Source organism: Corynebacterium callunae, assembly GCF_046592015.1.
Taxonomy (GTDB): Bacteria; Actinomycetota; Actinomycetes; order Mycobacteriales; family Mycobacteriaceae; genus Corynebacterium; species Corynebacterium callunae_A.
The window spans coordinates 83,359-98,963 of sequence record NZ_JAWVOB010000012.1; the positions used below are offsets into that span (position 1 = coordinate 83,359).

15 protein-coding genes and 1 riboswitch are annotated in these 15,605 nt (G+C 53.8%); of the genes, 10 read left to right on the top strand and 5 right to left on the bottom strand.

The window, feature by feature from the left end; genetic code table 11:
• The first annotated feature begins 133 nt into the window (after positions 1-133).
• The 3 genes from serC (at position 134) to SFC07_RS12415 (ending at position 3,143) form a co-directional block, all read left to right on the top strand.
• Positions 134-1,264, top strand: coding sequence for a phosphoserine transaminase (gene serC, locus SFC07_RS12405; RefSeq protein ID WP_411208621.1), 1,131 nt, complete (start codon positions 134-136; stop codon positions 1,262-1,264).
• A 106-nt stretch (positions 1,265-1,370) separates the two neighbouring features.
• Positions 1,371-2,261 carry a septation protein SepH gene (gene sepH / locus SFC07_RS12410; protein ID WP_411208622.1) on the top strand — a complete coding sequence of 297 codons (891 nt, stop codon included), beginning with the start codon at positions 1,371-1,373 and terminating at the stop codon, positions 2,259-2,261.
• A gap of 9 nt (positions 2,262-2,270) precedes the next feature.
• Positions 2,271-3,143: a DUF6928 family protein gene (locus SFC07_RS12415; protein ID WP_411208623.1), complete on the top strand. Its 873-nt coding sequence runs from the start codon at positions 2,271-2,273 to the stop codon at positions 3,141-3,143.
• Here the strand turns inward: SFC07_RS12415 and SFC07_RS12420 are convergent.
• Both SFC07_RS12420 and SFC07_RS12425 read right to left on the bottom strand, forming a co-directional pair.
• The gene (locus SFC07_RS12420; protein WP_411208624.1) at positions 3,140-3,982 is read right to left on the bottom strand and encodes a TrmH family RNA methyltransferase; all 843 of its coding nucleotides are present in this window, start codon (positions 3,980-3,982) and stop codon (positions 3,140-3,142) included. The two genes, SFC07_RS12415 and SFC07_RS12420, sit on opposite strands and share 4 nt — an antisense overlap.
• Positions 3,982-5,442 carry an NCS2 family permease gene (locus SFC07_RS12425; protein WP_411208625.1) on the bottom strand — a complete coding sequence of 487 codons (1,461 nt, stop codon included), beginning with the start codon at positions 5,440-5,442 and terminating at the stop codon, positions 3,982-3,984. Before SFC07_RS12425 ends, SFC07_RS12420 begins: the two co-directional genes overlap by 1 nt.
• 317 nt (positions 5,443-5,759) lie before the next feature.
• Between SFC07_RS12425 and SFC07_RS12430 the strand changes: the two genes are divergently transcribed.
• Genes SFC07_RS12430 through SFC07_RS12440 form a run of 3 tightly spaced genes read left to right on the top strand, consistent with a single transcriptional unit; the run spans position 5,760 to position 7,799 of the window.
• Positions 5,760-6,461 carry an aminotransferase class IV gene (locus SFC07_RS12430; RefSeq protein ID WP_411208626.1) on the top strand — a complete coding sequence of 234 codons (702 nt, stop codon included), beginning with the start codon at positions 5,760-5,762 and terminating at the stop codon, positions 6,459-6,461.
• Positions 6,462-6,471: 10 nt separating this feature from the next.
• Entirely contained in the window at positions 6,472-7,248 is a 777-nt protein-coding gene (locus SFC07_RS12435; protein ID WP_411208627.1) for a glutaminyl-peptide cyclotransferase, read from the top strand.
• An 11-nt stretch (positions 7,249-7,259) separates the two neighbouring features.
• The gene (locus SFC07_RS12440; RefSeq protein WP_411208628.1) at positions 7,260-7,799 is read left to right on the top strand and encodes a DUF2771 domain-containing protein; all 540 of its coding nucleotides are present in this window, start codon (positions 7,260-7,262) and stop codon (positions 7,797-7,799) included.
• A 59-nt stretch (positions 7,800-7,858) separates the two neighbouring features.
• Here SFC07_RS12440 and SFC07_RS12445 read toward each other — a convergent pair whose 3' ends face one another.
• Positions 7,859-8,242 carry a cold-shock protein gene (locus SFC07_RS12445; RefSeq protein ID WP_411208629.1) on the bottom strand — a complete coding sequence of 128 codons (384 nt, stop codon included), beginning with the start codon at positions 8,240-8,242 and terminating at the stop codon, positions 7,859-7,861.
• 392 nt (positions 8,243-8,634) lie between these two features.
• Positions 8,635-8,782, top strand: a riboswitch (cyclic di-AMP (ydaO/yuaA leader).
• 5 nt (positions 8,783-8,787) lie between these two features.
• Here SFC07_RS12445 and SFC07_RS12450 point away from each other — a divergent pair.
• Positions 8,788-9,363 (top strand): resuscitation-promoting factor Rpf1 domain-containing protein, encoded by a 576-nt coding sequence (locus tag SFC07_RS12450; RefSeq protein WP_411208630.1) that lies wholly within the window; start codon positions 8,788-8,790, stop codon positions 9,361-9,363.
• A gap of 102 nt (positions 9,364-9,465) precedes the next feature.
• Here the strand turns inward: SFC07_RS12450 and SFC07_RS12455 are convergent, their stop codons facing one another.
• Positions 9,466-9,654 (bottom strand): hypothetical protein, encoded by a 189-nt coding sequence (locus SFC07_RS12455; RefSeq protein ID WP_411208631.1) that lies wholly within the window; start codon positions 9,652-9,654, stop codon positions 9,466-9,468.
• A gap of 64 nt (positions 9,655-9,718) precedes the next feature.
• Between SFC07_RS12455 and SFC07_RS12460 the strand changes: the two genes are divergently transcribed.
• From SFC07_RS12460 to SFC07_RS12470, 3 genes are read left to right on the top strand one after another with little or no spacing between them, the layout of a single operon-like run.
• Positions 9,719-11,920 (top strand): helicase-associated domain-containing protein, encoded by a 2,202-nt coding sequence (locus SFC07_RS12460; protein ID WP_411208632.1) that lies wholly within the window; start codon positions 9,719-9,721, stop codon positions 11,918-11,920.
• 51 nt (positions 11,921-11,971) lie between these two features.
• Complete coding sequence (locus SFC07_RS12465; protein WP_411208633.1) at positions 11,972-13,750, top strand: DNA repair helicase XPB; 1,779 nt, start codon at positions 11,972-11,974, stop codon at positions 13,748-13,750.
• Positions 13,751-14,392: a DUF3239 domain-containing protein gene (locus tag SFC07_RS12470; protein WP_411208634.1), complete on the top strand. Its 642-nt coding sequence runs from the start codon at positions 13,751-13,753 to the stop codon at positions 14,390-14,392.
• Here SFC07_RS12470 and SFC07_RS12475 read toward each other — a convergent pair.
• A complete protein-coding gene (locus tag SFC07_RS12475) occupies positions 14,389-15,552 on the bottom strand; it encodes a pyridoxal phosphate-dependent aminotransferase (protein ID WP_411208635.1) in 1,164 nt (387 codons plus the stop codon). The two genes, SFC07_RS12470 and SFC07_RS12475, sit on opposite strands and share 4 nt — an antisense overlap.
• Between the last annotated feature and the right edge of the window lie 53 nt (positions 15,553-15,605).

Sequence of the window (15,605 nt, forward strand, 5' to 3'; positions counted from 1 at the left end):
TTTCGCCAAAACAAGTGTGGGAAAGAATTTAGACAGCTGTTTTTTCACACCTAACCGTTATAGTGAATTAGTCAGCTATTTAATGCTTAGAGTTGACTCTCTTACTTCCAAGCGCAGAAAGTTGCCTGAAGACATGACCGACTTCCCCTCCCTGCCCTCTGAGTTCATTCCTAATGACGGCCGTTTTGGCTGTGGACCTTCCAAGGTTCGCCCGGAACAAATCCAAGCCATCGTTGATGGATCCACCTCCATCATCGGTACCTCCCACCGCCAGCCTGCAGTTAAGAACGTCGTAGGCTCCATCCGCGAGGGCCTGTCTGATTTGTTCTCATTGCCAGCAGGCTACGAGATCATCCTTTCCTTGGGTGGCGCAACCGCATTCTGGGATGCTGCAACCTTTGGTCTGATCGAGAAGAAGTCCGGCCACCTGTCCTTCGGCGAGTTCTCCTCCAAGTTCGCAAAGGCTTCCAAGCTTGCTCCTTGGTTGGATGAGCCAGAGATCGTCACCGCCGAGACCGGCGACGCTCCTGCCCCACAGGCTTTTGAAGGTGCAGACGTTATCGCGTGGGCACACAATGAAACCTCCACTGGCGCCATGGTTCCAGTTGTTCGCCCTGCAGGTTCCGAGGGTTCCTTGGTAGCTATCGACGCTACCTCCGGCGCCGGTGGCCTGCCTGTAGATATGTCCCAGGCTGACGTCTACTACTTCTCCCCTCAGAAGTGCTTTGCTTCCGACGGTGGCATCTGGCTGGCAGCCATGAGCCCAGCTGCGTTGGAGCGCATTGAGAAGATCAACGCTTCCGATCGTTTCATCCCTGAGTTCCTCAACCTGCATACCGCAGTGGATAACTCCCTGAAGAACCAGACCTACAACACCCCTGCTGTATCCACCCTGCTCATGCTGGAAAACCAGGTTGCATGGATGAACGCAAATGGCGGTCTGGATGGAATGGTTGCTCGCACCACCGCTAGCTCCACCGCTTTGTACAACTGGGCTGAAGGTCGCGCAGAAGCAACTCCTTATGTTGCAGATTCTGCAAAGCGTTCCCTCGTTGTGGGCACCATTGACTTTGATGATTCCATCGACGCTGCAGTTATCGCTAAGATCCTGCGCGCTAATGGCATCCTAGACACCGAGCCTTACCGTAAGCTTGGCCGCAACCAGCTGCGTATCGGCATGTTCCCAGCAATTGATTCCACCGATATTGAGAAGCTCACCGATGCAATTGACTTCATTCTTGACGGTGGTTTTGCACAGAAGTAATACCCCCGAACTGAACAAGTTCTAAAAACACCCTGTACTGATACACCAGTACAGGGTGTTTTTCGTTAAGCTTGTTTAATAACTTACCCAGCCATAAGGAGTCAACATGCGTGAAATATTCCTGGTCAGGGAAGATTCCACTGAATCGTCCCTGGTGTTCAGGTCCTCCGATGAGGATGACGCTGAGGAATTCTTCATTGCTGTAACTGACGATCTGCGCGATGTTCTTGCAGGTCACAAGGATGTTCCTGAAGAAAAGCCCGAGCCCCCAGTGGTATTGGAGGCCGTCCAACCAAAGCCCGCTCCACGTGAGGAGAAAGAACTCGACCCACGTATTAGCGCGCCTTTGACCATGTCTCCACGTGAAATTCAGGTGCGAGTGCGTGCTGGCGCCTCCATTGCTGAATTGGCGGAGGAAAATGGCGTTACTGAGGCTCGTATTGAGCCTTATGCCCACCCCGTGCTTTTGGAACGTGCACGAATTGCGGAGCTCGCTAAGCAATCCCACCCCATCCGTGAAAATGGCCCGGCAAAGCTAACGCTGTGGGAAATTTTGGCTACGGCTTTTGCAACCCGCGGTCACGATCTCACCTCAGCAGTTTGGGATTCCTATAAGGACGCCACCAATCAGTGGATTGTGTGCGTTGATTGGAAAGCTGGTTTGAGTGACAACCATGCAGAGTGGACACTTAACCTGCATAACACCAGTAATCCAACAGCAGATCCCCGCACTCCAGTGGCAGCTGACCTTATTGATCCTGAGTTTATTCAGCCGGTTCGTACGCTGACCTCTATTAGTCACAATGACGATGCGGAAGACACCTCCTTTGATGATGAGGATGTCGATTTCCACGAGGAGCAGGTGGAATCTGGGGCAGAGCACGATGAAGAGCACGATGTTGAGGCACCACGCAATCGACGTCGCAAAGCTGTCACCCCTCATTGGGAGGACGTCCTCCTCGGTGTGCGCGCTAATACCAAGCGCCCTAAGAAATAGGGCGGGCTGATGCCGAGTCAACTGGGGGAAAACGCCGCAATCGTGACTATTTGGTTTGTCACGGCTTCAGACCCACAATCGATCATCCGCTCGGAGCCACGGGCTGATCGTGGATTTGGGCGCAAGCTTTTGGCACAGCTTAATCCCACCTGGCCGATCACTCCCATCGGTCAGTTTTCTTTGAATCGTTCGGTGCCAGCCAGCGCCAATGAGTTTTATATTGCGGGTTTCCCGGGAGTGACCATCATCCAAACTGTATTGGAAGATGTATCGGCTCTGTCTAAGTTGAGCCCACGCCTGTTAAAGGCGGTGCCGGCGACTGATATTTTTGTTTTTGCCATTAATAAAGAAACCACCCTCGGTGGTTTTGCCCATATTCATGACAATGCCGTGAAGCGTTCCTTTATCGCCTATGAGGAACGAGTTTTTGAAGATGTAGGCATGCCCGGTGGATTTGAAACCCCCTATTGGGCCGGTAAAAAAGGCACCCGGAAAACTCCCCTATCTTTGCCCTTTAATCCCATTGAATTGGTCTATGAGGCACAGCGCGCTTGGCTGGGTTTTGATGCCACCACCTCCCCGGATATCAATGTGGTTGCTTATGCCATTGATGGGCGCCCCGAGCCCCGAATTCCTCGCCCCCGGGTGATCAGCTCGGCTGCGGTGACGCAGGCCGCCGTCGAAAAGCTGGGTTTTAAAGAAAACACTGACTATGACGATTATGAGCAACATGAGAGCCCCGATCGCATTGTGCCCCGGCGCGTGACGGCTGGTGCACAAAAAGCGGCCCACTCGGCGCAGAATATGGCTAAATCTGCGCTTCGAGCGGGCCGCGAATGGGGCGCTATGCTGGCGGAAAAACTCCGCCATACTGACCGTTAGTGTCTTTGGGAGCGGTCGCGTTCATAAAATGCGATGGCTGCCGAGGTAGCCAAATTAAGGCTATCTGTGCCGGGTGCCATGGGGATTCGTGCACGCACGTCGGTAGCACGCATGGCGTGTTCGGTTAGTCCCGGGCCTTCAGCGCCCACCAACAAGGCCACCTTTTCGCGCCCCGCGAGGGCATCTTCGAGGTGTTCTGCTGCCGGGTCTGGGGTGAGGGAAACCAGGTGGAAACCGGCTTGGGAAAGCTCTTCCAAACTTCGCTGCCAAGTGGTGTAGCTGCCTTCCAGATGGGCAAAGGGCAGGCGCAAAACATGTCCCATGGACACGCGCACCACGCGGCGGTACAGCGGATCGGCGCAACCATTGCCAAAGAGAATGGCATCTACGCCCATACCAGCTGCATTGCGGAACATGGATCCGATATTTTCATGGTCGCCAACGCCTTCGAGAACCACCACAGTGCGGGCGCCCTCGAGGACGGTAGCTAGTGAATCCTCAGCTACACGATCCGCAGTAGCCAATAAACCCCGGTGCATATCAAAGCCGGCCACAGTTGCTAAGGTCTCGCGGGTTACTTCATAAACTGGGATTCCCGAAAGATCAACACCTGAGTTCTCAGCCTGAAAAGTGGCAAAAAAGGAATCCAGTTTATTTTTGAACCCCACGATGGCACGCACTGGAAAACGAGATTCCAGCAGGCGTCCCACCACAAGTGGTCCTTCAGCAACTACGAGGCCTTTGCCACCGGGCAAATCTGGACGGCTATCCGAATGGTTAAGATCGCGGAAATCGTCCAAACGTGGGTCTGCGGGGTCAGAGATGAGGATTCGTGCCATTAGCTAATGGCACCCCTGATGGGATCAACGGCAAAGAAGACCACAAATAGGCCTGCAACCAGCCACATGAGCCAGTGCACTTCCTTGGCCTTGCCAGCAGCAGCTGCCATCACTGCGTACATGATGAAGCCAACGCCAATGCCATTGGCAATGGAGTAGGTGAAAGGCATGATGACGATGGTGAGGAAGGCTGGGAAAGCGATGTAGAACTTGGAGAAGTCAATCTCATTAATCTGAGACATCATCATGGCGCCCACAACTACAAGAACTGGTGCAGCTGCTTCAATTGGCACGATCTCATAAAGCGGGGTGAGGAACATGGCCAGCAGGAAAAGCACACCGGTAACAATGTTGGCTAGGCCAGTGCGAGCACCATCGGCAACACCTGCGGAGGAGTCAGCAAAAACGGTGTTGGAAGAAGCAGAAACTGCACCGCCGACAATTGCGCCAGCACCTTCCACAATCAGAGCCTTCTTAATATCAGGCAGGTTGCCTTCTTCATCGGCAAGTTCACCCTGCTTACCAAGGGCGGTCATGGTGCCCATGGCATCAAAGAAGTTAGCCAAAACCAGGGTGAAAACCAACAGGGTGGCAGCAACAACGCCGATGCGAGAGAAAGCACCAACGAGGTCAAAAGCACCAACGAGGGAAAGGTCTGGCACGCCGCCGAAGGAATCTGGCAGGCCTGGAACTGCGAGGTTCCAGCCAGCTGGGTTAGCTTCGCCGTTTTCAAAGGATGGACCGGCGCCGAAGATTGCTTCAACGATGATGGCGACGATGGTGGTGCCCAGGATGCCGATGAACAGGCCGCCACGGACCTTACGGACAACGAGGAATCCACAGAGCAAAACGCCAACAACAAAGACAAAGGTTGGCCAAGATGCGATGGAACCATTAATACCCAGGGTCACTGGGACGGTGGTACCGGCAGCATCTGGAATACGGCGAACAAATCCGGCGTCAACCAGGCCGATCATGGCAATGAACAAACCAATGCCCACGCCAATAGCAGCCTTCATGGAGGATGGGATGGCGCGGAACACTGCAACGCGGAAGCCGGAGATTGCCAAAATGACGATGACAATACCGTCAATGACAACCAGGCCCATAGCTTCTGGCCAGGTCAAACCTTCGCCGGAAACCAAGGTGACGGCCACCATGGTGTTGATGCCAAGGCCGGTGGCGATACCAAAGGGGTAACGCGCAATGAGGCCAAAGGCGATGGTCATGACACCGGCAGCCAATGCGGTGACTGCAGCAACCTGTGGGATGCCGAGGGTGGTGCCATTGATGTCCTCGGTGGTACCAAGGATCAGAGGATTAAGGATGATGATATAAGCCATCGCGAAGAAGGTGACCACGCCGGCACGTACTTCGGTGCCGATGCTGGAGCCACGCTCCGAAATTTTGAAATACCGATCTAAGGTGCCCTTAGAGTCGGTGGTATTTCTGGATGTCATTGCCAGTTACCTGTTTTCTACTCATATTGTGAGATTGCTGAAAAACTCGTGAAAAACGATGTGAAATTCACCTAAAGGAACTTAACCTTTAGTTCGATAGAATTTTCTCACCTGCCAGGGTGAGCGAGCAAGTCCAGTGACAAAGCCTGAAAATTTGGATTTCAGTGACCAAGGATAAGATTTTTATTCATCTTTAGTTTAGACCGCATATTGACCACCTAAAATCAACAGTTTGACTGTTTGGGTGCTACTGTCTTGCTATCTATAACTCCACGTTGTACTCCATGCACAAGACCCGAAAGGCATAGCAACTCACCTTGGTCACCACAAGTTTCCTCATGGTTGATGGACGAGTCCGCAACTTTTCCGGCCACATGGAGCGCCTCGTCGCAGCCGCTCCTATTACGGCCCAATTTGATGAGCCCATTCGCGCCAAGCTGCGCACTGTCAAGGGCGAGGTTTTTTGTGCGGTCACGGTAGAAAATAACCACTTTAATGTGGAGACCCGCCCCAACCGTCCCTCTAAGCAAGTCATCACCCTTGATAGCCACGGCCACCGCGATGAGCGCACCCAGCCCACCGTTAAAGGGGTAGATAGCGCGTGGCAGGCACAGGCGATTGCCCGCAGCCGCCGCCAGGGCGCCGACGAGGGTTTGCTTGTCGACGAGTCCGGGAAGGTTATTGGTGCAGTTAACGCTTCCCTGTTTGTGCTGCAGGGTTCCATGGTTTTTCATTCCACCCATATCCGCCACCTCCCTTCGGTACTTGAGGGGCCAGTAATGGACTATCTGCGCACCCACGGAGCAACCACTAAAGCTCGTGCAGAAGGCTTTGATATTAACGAGCTGCGTGCAGCAGAAGTATGGTTGATCGATTCACAGAATGGCATAAGGCAGGTTAATGCCTGGCTGGAATATGGCAGCGCAGTGCAGGTTTCCGAGGTCCGTCCGGTAGCTGGATTTATCCCTACTTTTTCTGAGGTTAATGCTTACCTGTGGGATAGCGCCGAAACGATCTAAACTAAGCGCCATGACCTTCAAAAAGCTCGTGCCCTTGGTTATTTCCTCTCTCCTCACCGCAGGTTGTAGTTCCAGCGAACCCGGCGAGGTCGAGGTGAAGTATTTGGTCCCGGAGATTGTGAATACTCTTCCTTTTAATGAGACCTCTTTTACCCAGGGGCTCGAGGTTGATGGTTCTGAGCTCATCATCAGCACCGGCCAATATGGCGAGTCCCGGATTTATCGCAGCACTATTGAAGGCCAAGAACTAGCCTCTCAACCCCTAGAGGCTGGGTTCTTTGGTGAGGGCATCACCAAGGCTGGTGACATTATCTGGCAACTTACCTGGAATGAAGGCGTGGCTTTCAAACGGGATGCCACCACCCTCGAGGAATTAGAGCGTATTAATTATGAGGGCGAAGGCTGGGGACTATGCACCAGTGGCGATCAGCTCATCATGTCTGATGGCAGCTCTCAACTGCAGGTACGGGATGCCGATACCTTTGAACAACTCAGCACCATTGATGTCACCCTCGAGGGAAAACCCGTGGAATCCCTTAATGAGTTGGAATGTGTAGACGGTGAAGTTTATGCCAACATCTTTACCGAAACGGACATTGTGCGCATTGATCAAGAAACTGGCGTTGTCAACGCAGTAATTGATGCCTCATCCCTACCCAATAATGCCGTGCAGGATATTGACAATGTGCTCAATGGCATCGCTTTTGACCCAGAGTCGGAGAATTTCTATCTCGCTGGCAAGCGTTGGCCAGACCTCTATGAGGTACGTTTCATCCCAGCTGGCTAGAATCAGAACTCATGGCAAGCCGGAAAACCAAGCGTAAGAACATCATCCAAATTATTAGCCTCGCATTAGCGGTGGTTATCGTCGTGGTGATCTCAGTGCTCTTCCAACAATGGTGGAATAACCGCCCCGAACCAGAGCCCGCAGAAGTCTCCCTCTCAGCCTCTGCCCCTGCGGGTGAACTTGAGGTTTTCCCCTTCAGCATTTGTGAACCAGGTGTTGAATGTCCCGAAAACGAGGTTCCTACTCTGAATGTAGGTGCCGATGAGGAACTTCACCTCAGCATCCCTGAGTCTATTTATGACCATGACTGGTATTTGCTCACCATCTATGATGACCCTGCAGCCAATGATGAGTTCTACCACACTGCAAATGAGACCACAGAGGTCACTTTGCCCGGCTCCATCGATCCCCTCGAGGAGGGCGGTGCGCGCCCACGTTTGGTAGTGGTGGAAGTTTCTGCCATCATGATCGGCCACAATGAAGCCGGTGAGGAAACCCCTTATACCGTGACTTGGTCACTATCCACTATGGAAGCAGCCACCGGCGAATGACATAGAAAAATAACATAGAAAAAGGAGAGAGTCTTTTTGACTCTCTCCTTTATTTGTTTTTAGGCGTCTAGCTCATTGGCCACAACGCGCAGAATCTTTGCCACCTGGGCGCCAGCCTTGTTTTCGGGATAGTGTCCCTTAGCTAGGCCAGGCTGGATGCTGCTCTCCAAGAGGGTAATGACATCCGAGATCATCCCGTGGAGCGCATCAGGTTCATATTTATGCTGTGGCTTGCGGCGGGGAGTTTCTAGTACCTTAACGCGCAGCGCCTGTGGACCTTTACGTCCAGCTGCGAAGTCAAAATCAATTCGCTGCCCCTTATGTAGTTCACCAATCCCCTTTGGAAGGACTTGCTTTCCTACGTAGCAGTCATCCCCATCCGGATTGGAAACAAAGCCGAAACCACGCTCTGCGTCGTACCACTTCACCGTTCCGACAGGCACTCTTCCTCACCACTTTCAATTCGCACATTTTTAAGGCCCACACCGCAGGCCTTAAATAACCAGAAGAAATCATTGTACACGTCAAGCAAGCTTGCTAAAACTCACCATCTTCACCCCTTTACATAGCCCCTCACCGAAATTTGTGACATAACTAACACCTTAATTTTTTATTAATGTGACCAGGGGTTTCCACTAAGGAAAAACCCGCAGTTTGGTATAGCTCCGATAAAAAACGTGACACAATCGTTACTTTCCGGCTAGCGTTTAGCCCAGGCACCGCAGTTGTTCAATCAGCATTTCCGGCTCATCGCCAAACCCTGTCTGGGGTCGGAGGTTGAAAAACTGTCTAGGGGCAAAGACTTTAAACCACATAATTTCTAACAACTTGTTTGGAAAAAATATTGCAGACAGGGACGGGGAACCCACCCGCTCGCAAGAGCACTGGAGGTAACTCCTTGGGGTGAAGCCGGTTTATCCGGCAGAGCATATCCTCCGCTCTAACCCGACAGCTAACCTCGACGGCGACTAATGAGAGGAAACTTTTCATGGGACGTCATTCCACTAAGAGCTCTACCCTGACCAAGATTGCAGCTTCCACTGTTGCTTTCGGCGCAGCTGCCGCAATCATGGCTCCAACTGCATCCGCAGCCCCAGATTCTGACTGGGATCGCCTCGCACAGTGTGAGTCCGGTGGAAACTGGGCTATCAGCACCGGCAATGGCTACTACGGTGGCGTGCAGTTCAGTGCCAGCACCTGGGCCGCTTTCGGTGGAACTGAGTTCGCTCCTACTGCAAACTTGGCAACTCGTGAGCAGCAGATCGCTATTGCAGAGCGCACCTTGGCTCAACAGGGTTGGGGTGCATGGCCTGCTTGCTCTGCCAAGCTTGGCCTGAACTCCGCTGCTACCCAGCGTGACCTCAGCTCCCCTGCACCTGCAGCAGCTCCTGTTTCCGCCGAAGCGGAGTACGCAGCTGAGCCTACCAACAACAACATTGCCATCGGTTCCACCGACCTGAACACCGTCAAGGCTGCCTACGGTGCTGTCACCGGTACCTTGGCTCAGTACGGCGTTGCTGTACCACCACAGGTACAGGCTTACTATGACGCATATGTTGGCTAATTAGGCAACAATTGCACATAGTATTAAAGGGAACCTTCGGGTTCCCTTTTTTTGGACAAAAGAAAAAGAGGCAGTCCGGAGACTGCCTCTTTTTTACATCATTTAGCGATTGATGCGGGTATAAGGGTGAACGTATCCAAGCTCTTCAGCTGGGTATGGGAACTCCTTCTCATCGCCCCAGGGGCTGGAAGCTCCAGCTAGTTGGGAGATGATTTCGGTAACCACGTGCTCACCGGGTTGATGTTCCGGCCAAGCCGGATCGACGAAGTGCTTCTTCTCTACGTTTGCCATATAGCTATTCTTTCAAACTCCATCAAGAAAAGTCACCTTAACAAGGCTTAAACTTGGACACATCATGAAAAAAGATTCCCCCGTTCACACCCTCCACCGGTGGTTAGAACAGCTGAATAATGAAGAACTCTCCGAAATTCTGCGCAATCGTCCCGATACTGTCCTCCCGCTGCCACCAAATTTAGGCTCGCTGGCTGCGCGTTTACAATTGCGTGCCTCAGCTCTGCGCGCACTGCTGCGCCTAAACTCACTCGAATTGGTGGTTTTGGAGGCTGCTGCAAATATCGGGGCTGAACTCCACCCTGTGACTGCCCCCGAGATCATTGAGTACTTGCAGCAAACGCTTAAAGATCAACCCCCTCCTGATCAAGAGCAGATCACTGCAGCGATCGCCCGCCTCAAAAGCTTTGCCCTCATCTTTGGCAGAGAAAACCTCATGATCGCGCAGGAAGCAATGGCTGCGCTGCCAAATAATTGGCAGCTGCTTCCTGAATCTCGAGGCTCGCACCTAAATTTTGCTAGCGCGCAGGAACTCGTCGAGAAGCTCTCTGCTGCGCACCGCAAAATTTTAGGCACCTTGGTGGCTGCTGGGGGTTTTGGTCTGACCAAGGACGCTGCCCTCGACGCCGATCCCGCGCGCCCGATTCCGCAGCTCATTGCTGCCGGGTTGTTGGCGCGGGTGGATGAGCAAACGGTAAAACTGCCGGCGGTTGTGCGCCGCGTGTTGGAAGGCCGCCCCGAGCTGCCCGCGCAGTTGCTGCCGGTTACCCGCACCGCCACCGCAGGCGATGATGATGCGGGCGTGGTAGCGGGCCTGGAGGTGGTGCGTAAAAGCCGTTTGCTTCTCGACGCCCTGAGCCAGTCACCTGCCGCCACCCTCAAGGGAGGCGGGCTGGGTGTGCGCACGCTCTCGCGACTTTCCAAGGAACTTGATATCAGCGAGGCTGAGGTTTCGCGGGTGTTGAGTATCTGTGTGGCTGCCGGTTTATTGCGTCGAGGAGTGCCTGATCCCCTGCCTCCTGAGGACGATGGCGGCGACTATATTGCGCCTACTCCCCTGGCCGATGAATGGTTGGACTTGGAGCTCGCAGCGCAATTGGCGGTGTTGTTAAAAGGTTGGTGGACCCAAACCATCGCGCCGTGGCTGGTGGGCGAACCTGATGATAAAGATAAGCCCATTCATCTGCTCAGCGCTGCTAGCTCCAAGGATTCGCTGCCTGATAGCAGGCACAAGGTTATCGCCGGGCTCTCACGGGTAGCGCGGGCAGATCTTAAGGCTGATCTGTCCTTTAATTACCCCATTGTGGCGCATCGTTTACAGCCCGAGCTCATCGCTGAGCTCATTTCAGAAGCCGAGTGGATCGGAGCTTATGCAGGTGGTGTGACCGCAGGTGCGCGGGCACTTGTGGAAGGCCATGATCCAGCTGAGGTTATTAATGCGCCGAAAACTGTGGACTATTTTATTGTCCAGGGTGACTTCACCATTATGGTGCCAGGTCCTTTGGATCCTGCGATGCAAAAATCCATGGACAATATCGCTACCTTGGAATCTCCCGGGTTAGCCTCGGTATACCGCCTTAGTGAAAAATCGATTAGGCATGCCCTCGATGTTGGTTTAAGCACCGCTGAGATTTTGGACTTCCTTAAATCCCACGCCGCTACCGAGCTGCCCCAATCGGTGGCCTATTTGCTTAGCGATATTGCCCGCAAACATGGCACCCTGCGCGGTGGGCCGGCTTTGAGCTATCTGCGCAGCGAAGATCCAGCGCTCCTGCACCAAGCCGTAAGCGCTGGCGCCGAGGTGGGCCTGCACCAGATTGCGCCCACCGTGGCCATTGCGCAGGCTCCCCTACTGCAGGTCATTATGGAACTGCGCAAGGCAGGTTTCCAGCCGGTTGCCGAAGATTCCTCCGGTGCCAGCCTCAACATTGCCCGCGCCGCCGCGCGCGTGCCCGCCGCCTCCCAGCCTGCCCCTAAAGCGCCGCTGGATGAGTCCCGCATTCAGGCCGCCGTCAACGCTATTCGAAGAGAAGATGCAGCCACCGCTGGAGTTGCTTCTGATCAACCTACACTCGCGGTACTCCAGGCCGCGGTGCGCGGACAACGAACGGTGACCCTGGGTTTCGTCGATAAGCAAGGCGTGGCGGTGCACCGAGTGGTAAAGCCGCTCACGGTGACCGCTGGCCAGGTGGACGCGGTGGATGAAGCGACCGGATCAGTCCACCGATTTATGCTGCACCGGATTACGGAAGTGATAGTGGACTAGCGCAAAAATAGTGACATAATGGGGGTTTAACTTCTGGAGGAGAATTTATTCGTGGCTTTAGGCGATGGACCCCTAATCGTTCAATCAGATAAAACTGTGCTGCTGGAGATCGATCATCCCCAGGCCAGCGCAGCCCGCGCGGAACTCGCTCCCTTTGCCGAGCTGGAACGCGCTCCTGAGCATATCCACACCTACCGCATTACCCCGCTCGCGCTTTGGAATGCCCGTGCTGCCGGACACGATGCCGAACAAGTGGTGGATATGCTGGAACGTTATTCCCGCTTCCCGGTCCCGCAGTCTTTACTAATTGATATCGCTGAGACGATGTCTCGTTATGGCAGGGTAAGTTTGCACCGCCACCCAGCCCATGGCCTGATTCTCGAATCTGCAGAGCCGGCAATTTTGGTGGAGATTTCCCGCCACAAAAAGATCAAGCCCATGCTTGGCCAACAGGTGGATCCCGAAACCATCATTGTGCACCCTTCAGAGCGCGGACGCCTCAAACAGGAATTGCTCAAAATTGGCTGGCCTGCTGAGGATCTAGCTGGCTATGTGGACGGTGAATCGCACCCCATTTCCCTTTCCACCGAGCAAGAGGACTGGGCACTGCGTGACTATCAGCAAATGGCTGCCGATTCCTTCTGGGATGGTGGCTCCGGCGTCATTGTTCTGCCCTGCGGTGCTGGTAAAACTATGGTTGGTGCAGCCTCTATGGCCAGGGCACAGGCCACCACCTTGATTTTGGTAACCAATACCGTGGCCGGCCGCCAATGGAAGGACGAGCTACTGCGGCGCACTACCCTGACCGAGGATGAAATCGGCGAATACTCCGGCGAGCGCAAAGAAATCCGACCCGTCACTATTGCCACCTATCAGGTAGTAACACGGCGTACCAAGGGTGAGTACAAGGCTCTGGAGCTTTTTGATTCCCGCGATTGGGGCCTGATTATTTATGATGAGGTCCACCTTTTGCCGGCCCCGGTATTCCGCATGACCTCTGATTTGCAGTCACGTCGCCGTTTGGGACTAACAGCCACCCTGGTCCGTGAAGATGGCCGCGAGGGTGACGTATTTAGCCTTATTGGCCCCAAGCGTTATGACGCGCCCTGGAAAGACCTAGAAGCCCAAGGATTTATTGCCACCGCTGATTGTGTGGAGATCCGCTCCACTATGACTGATGCCGACCGAATGGTTTATGCCACCGCCGAATCAGCTGATCGCTACCGTCTAGCTGCCTGCGCTCATACCAAGGTGCCGGTAGTGGCCAAGGTGTTGGAAATGCATGCCGGCCAACCCACCTTGATTATTGGTGCATATTTGGACCAGCTGGAAGAACTCGGTGCTCGTTTTAATGCCCCAGTGATCGATGGCAAAACTCCCAATAAGAAGCGCGAGGCCTTATTTGCACAATTCCGCGCCGGTGAGCTTGATCTGCTGGTTGTTTCCAAGGTGGCTAATTTCTCCATTGACCTGCCTGAAGCTTCCGTAGCTATTCAGGTTTCTGGCACCTTTGGCAGCCGGCAGGAAGAAGCTCAGCGTTTGGGACGTTTGCTGCGCCCCAAACATGACGGCGGCGAAGCGCACTTCTATTCCATTGTCAGCCGCGACACCCTCGATACCGAGTACGCAGCGCACCGCCAGCGATTCTTAGCAGAGCAAGGCTATGCCTATAGGATTATGGACGCAGATGACTTGTTGAGCAATATTTCGCTAGGTGGTGGCGGTGGCTCTGGCGATGGTGAGGGGGCCCCTTTGCCTCCTAGCGCCTCTTCTGCACCACCGACCACGTCTCCCACCCCTCACACCCCGACCACCGAGAAAGATTTTTAAATGCAGGACTTTTCCTTTGCGGTAGATGAATCCTATGCAAAAAAGAACAATGAATTCCTCCGCGATGCCAAGCGGCTGCAGATCTCTGCCTTCTGCTTTGGTCTAGTACTTTTGGCCGTGGGCGTGGGCGGATATTTCCTGGCAAGTGGCGCAGTATGGGGTTGGATCGTGCTCTCTGTGATGGCAATTATGGCGCTGATCAGCTTCATAATGATTTCGGTTATCCCCCGCCAAATGGGTAATGCCCAGAGCCTCTATGACAACTATGAGCTCGCCCCTGCTGTTATTGCCGAGGTCAACCCCCGCGATGTAGTGCTCTTGGCGCTGGTGAACACCAATGTTGACCTAAGCCTTAAGCCTAAGTGGGGCCTGGCAATCCGCACCATTAGTCGCGTGGGCGTGCATGAACGTCGCCTGGGCGAGCGTGTTCCTTCGGTGGCTGTCTCTGGCCACCGCACGATGAAGGACCAGGACCATTGGGATGAAATTAGCCCAATGCCCATCACCTGGGGCACCACCGATAAGGATGTAGTGCGTGAGGCTGAAAAGACCATCCCCCACGAGCTATGGGCCAAGCTTGAGAAGAACCGTGGCAAGCTCGCAGAGGTTAAGAAAACCCCTAATAACCTGCTGGTTCTCTAAAGCTTTTTAATCTTCTTGAGACGGTGTGCGGCTTCGCGCAGCGTCTCTTCTTTTTTACAAAAAGCAAAACGCACCTTCGAAGACCACTGTTTTGGATGATCCACAAATGCCTGAACGGGAATTGCAGCAACTCCGACCTCACTAATGAGCTGCTCACAAAACTCCACGCCATCGCGCTCGCCGATGTCCGCGACAATAAAATAGGTGCCGTGGCTTTCATAGGTGTGCAGCCCCGCAGCATCCAGCGCCTCCCGTAAAATATCACGCTTTGCGCTTAAGCCCTGGCGCATAGATTCCACCCAGGCCTGTTCATTCTTAATCGCGTGCGCCACGGCCGGCTGGAAGGGTGTGGCCCCCACATAAGACATAAACTGCTTAGCGCGCAGCACGGCGTCCAGGAGCGGCTCGGGCGCCAGCGCCCAACCCGTCTTCCAACCAGTAACGTTAAAGGTCTTGGCCGCCGAAGACACGGTTACTGTGCGATCCCACATACCGGGCAGCTTTGCGACGCTTTGATGCTCCAGGCCGTCAAATACTAAGTGCTCATATACTTCATCAGAGAGCACCAATAGGTCATAAGCTCTCGCGATGCCAGCAAGATCTTTAAGAGCTTTCTGCGAGAAGATGGAGCCGGTTGGATTATGTGGGGTATTAACGATAATCAGCTTGGTCTTCTTTGAAACAGCCTTATGCAGCAGATCAATATCGAGATCCCAAGAGTTATCTACTTCTTTGAGTGGGACTGCCACGCGCTTTGCTCCCGCCAAGGCGATTGCAGCAGCATAGGCGTCATAGTAGGGCTCAAAGACGATAACCTCTTCGCCCGGTTCCACGAGCCCTAGAACGGTTGCAGTAATTGCTTCAGTGGCACCAACCGTGACCAGGACCTCGGTATCAGGGTTGTATTCAGTTTTAAAACGTATTTTATGGTCTTTGGAGATCGCTTTTCTTAGCGACTTATCTCCCCTACCGGCCGAGTATTGATTATTGCCTCCCAGGATTTGCTGGCTCGCAATCTGCAGCATTTCCTGCGGTCCATCTTCATCTGGGAAGCCCTGGCCGAGGTTTATCGCCCCCGCTGCAACAGCTTTTTGTGTCATGGTTGCGAAAATCGTTTCGCCGAAGGGCCGCAGCCGGGAAACGATGTGATCTGTGCTCATGGGGACACTATATTTCATTGAGCCAAAGGATCTGTGCTCAGGGGTGTTTTGGA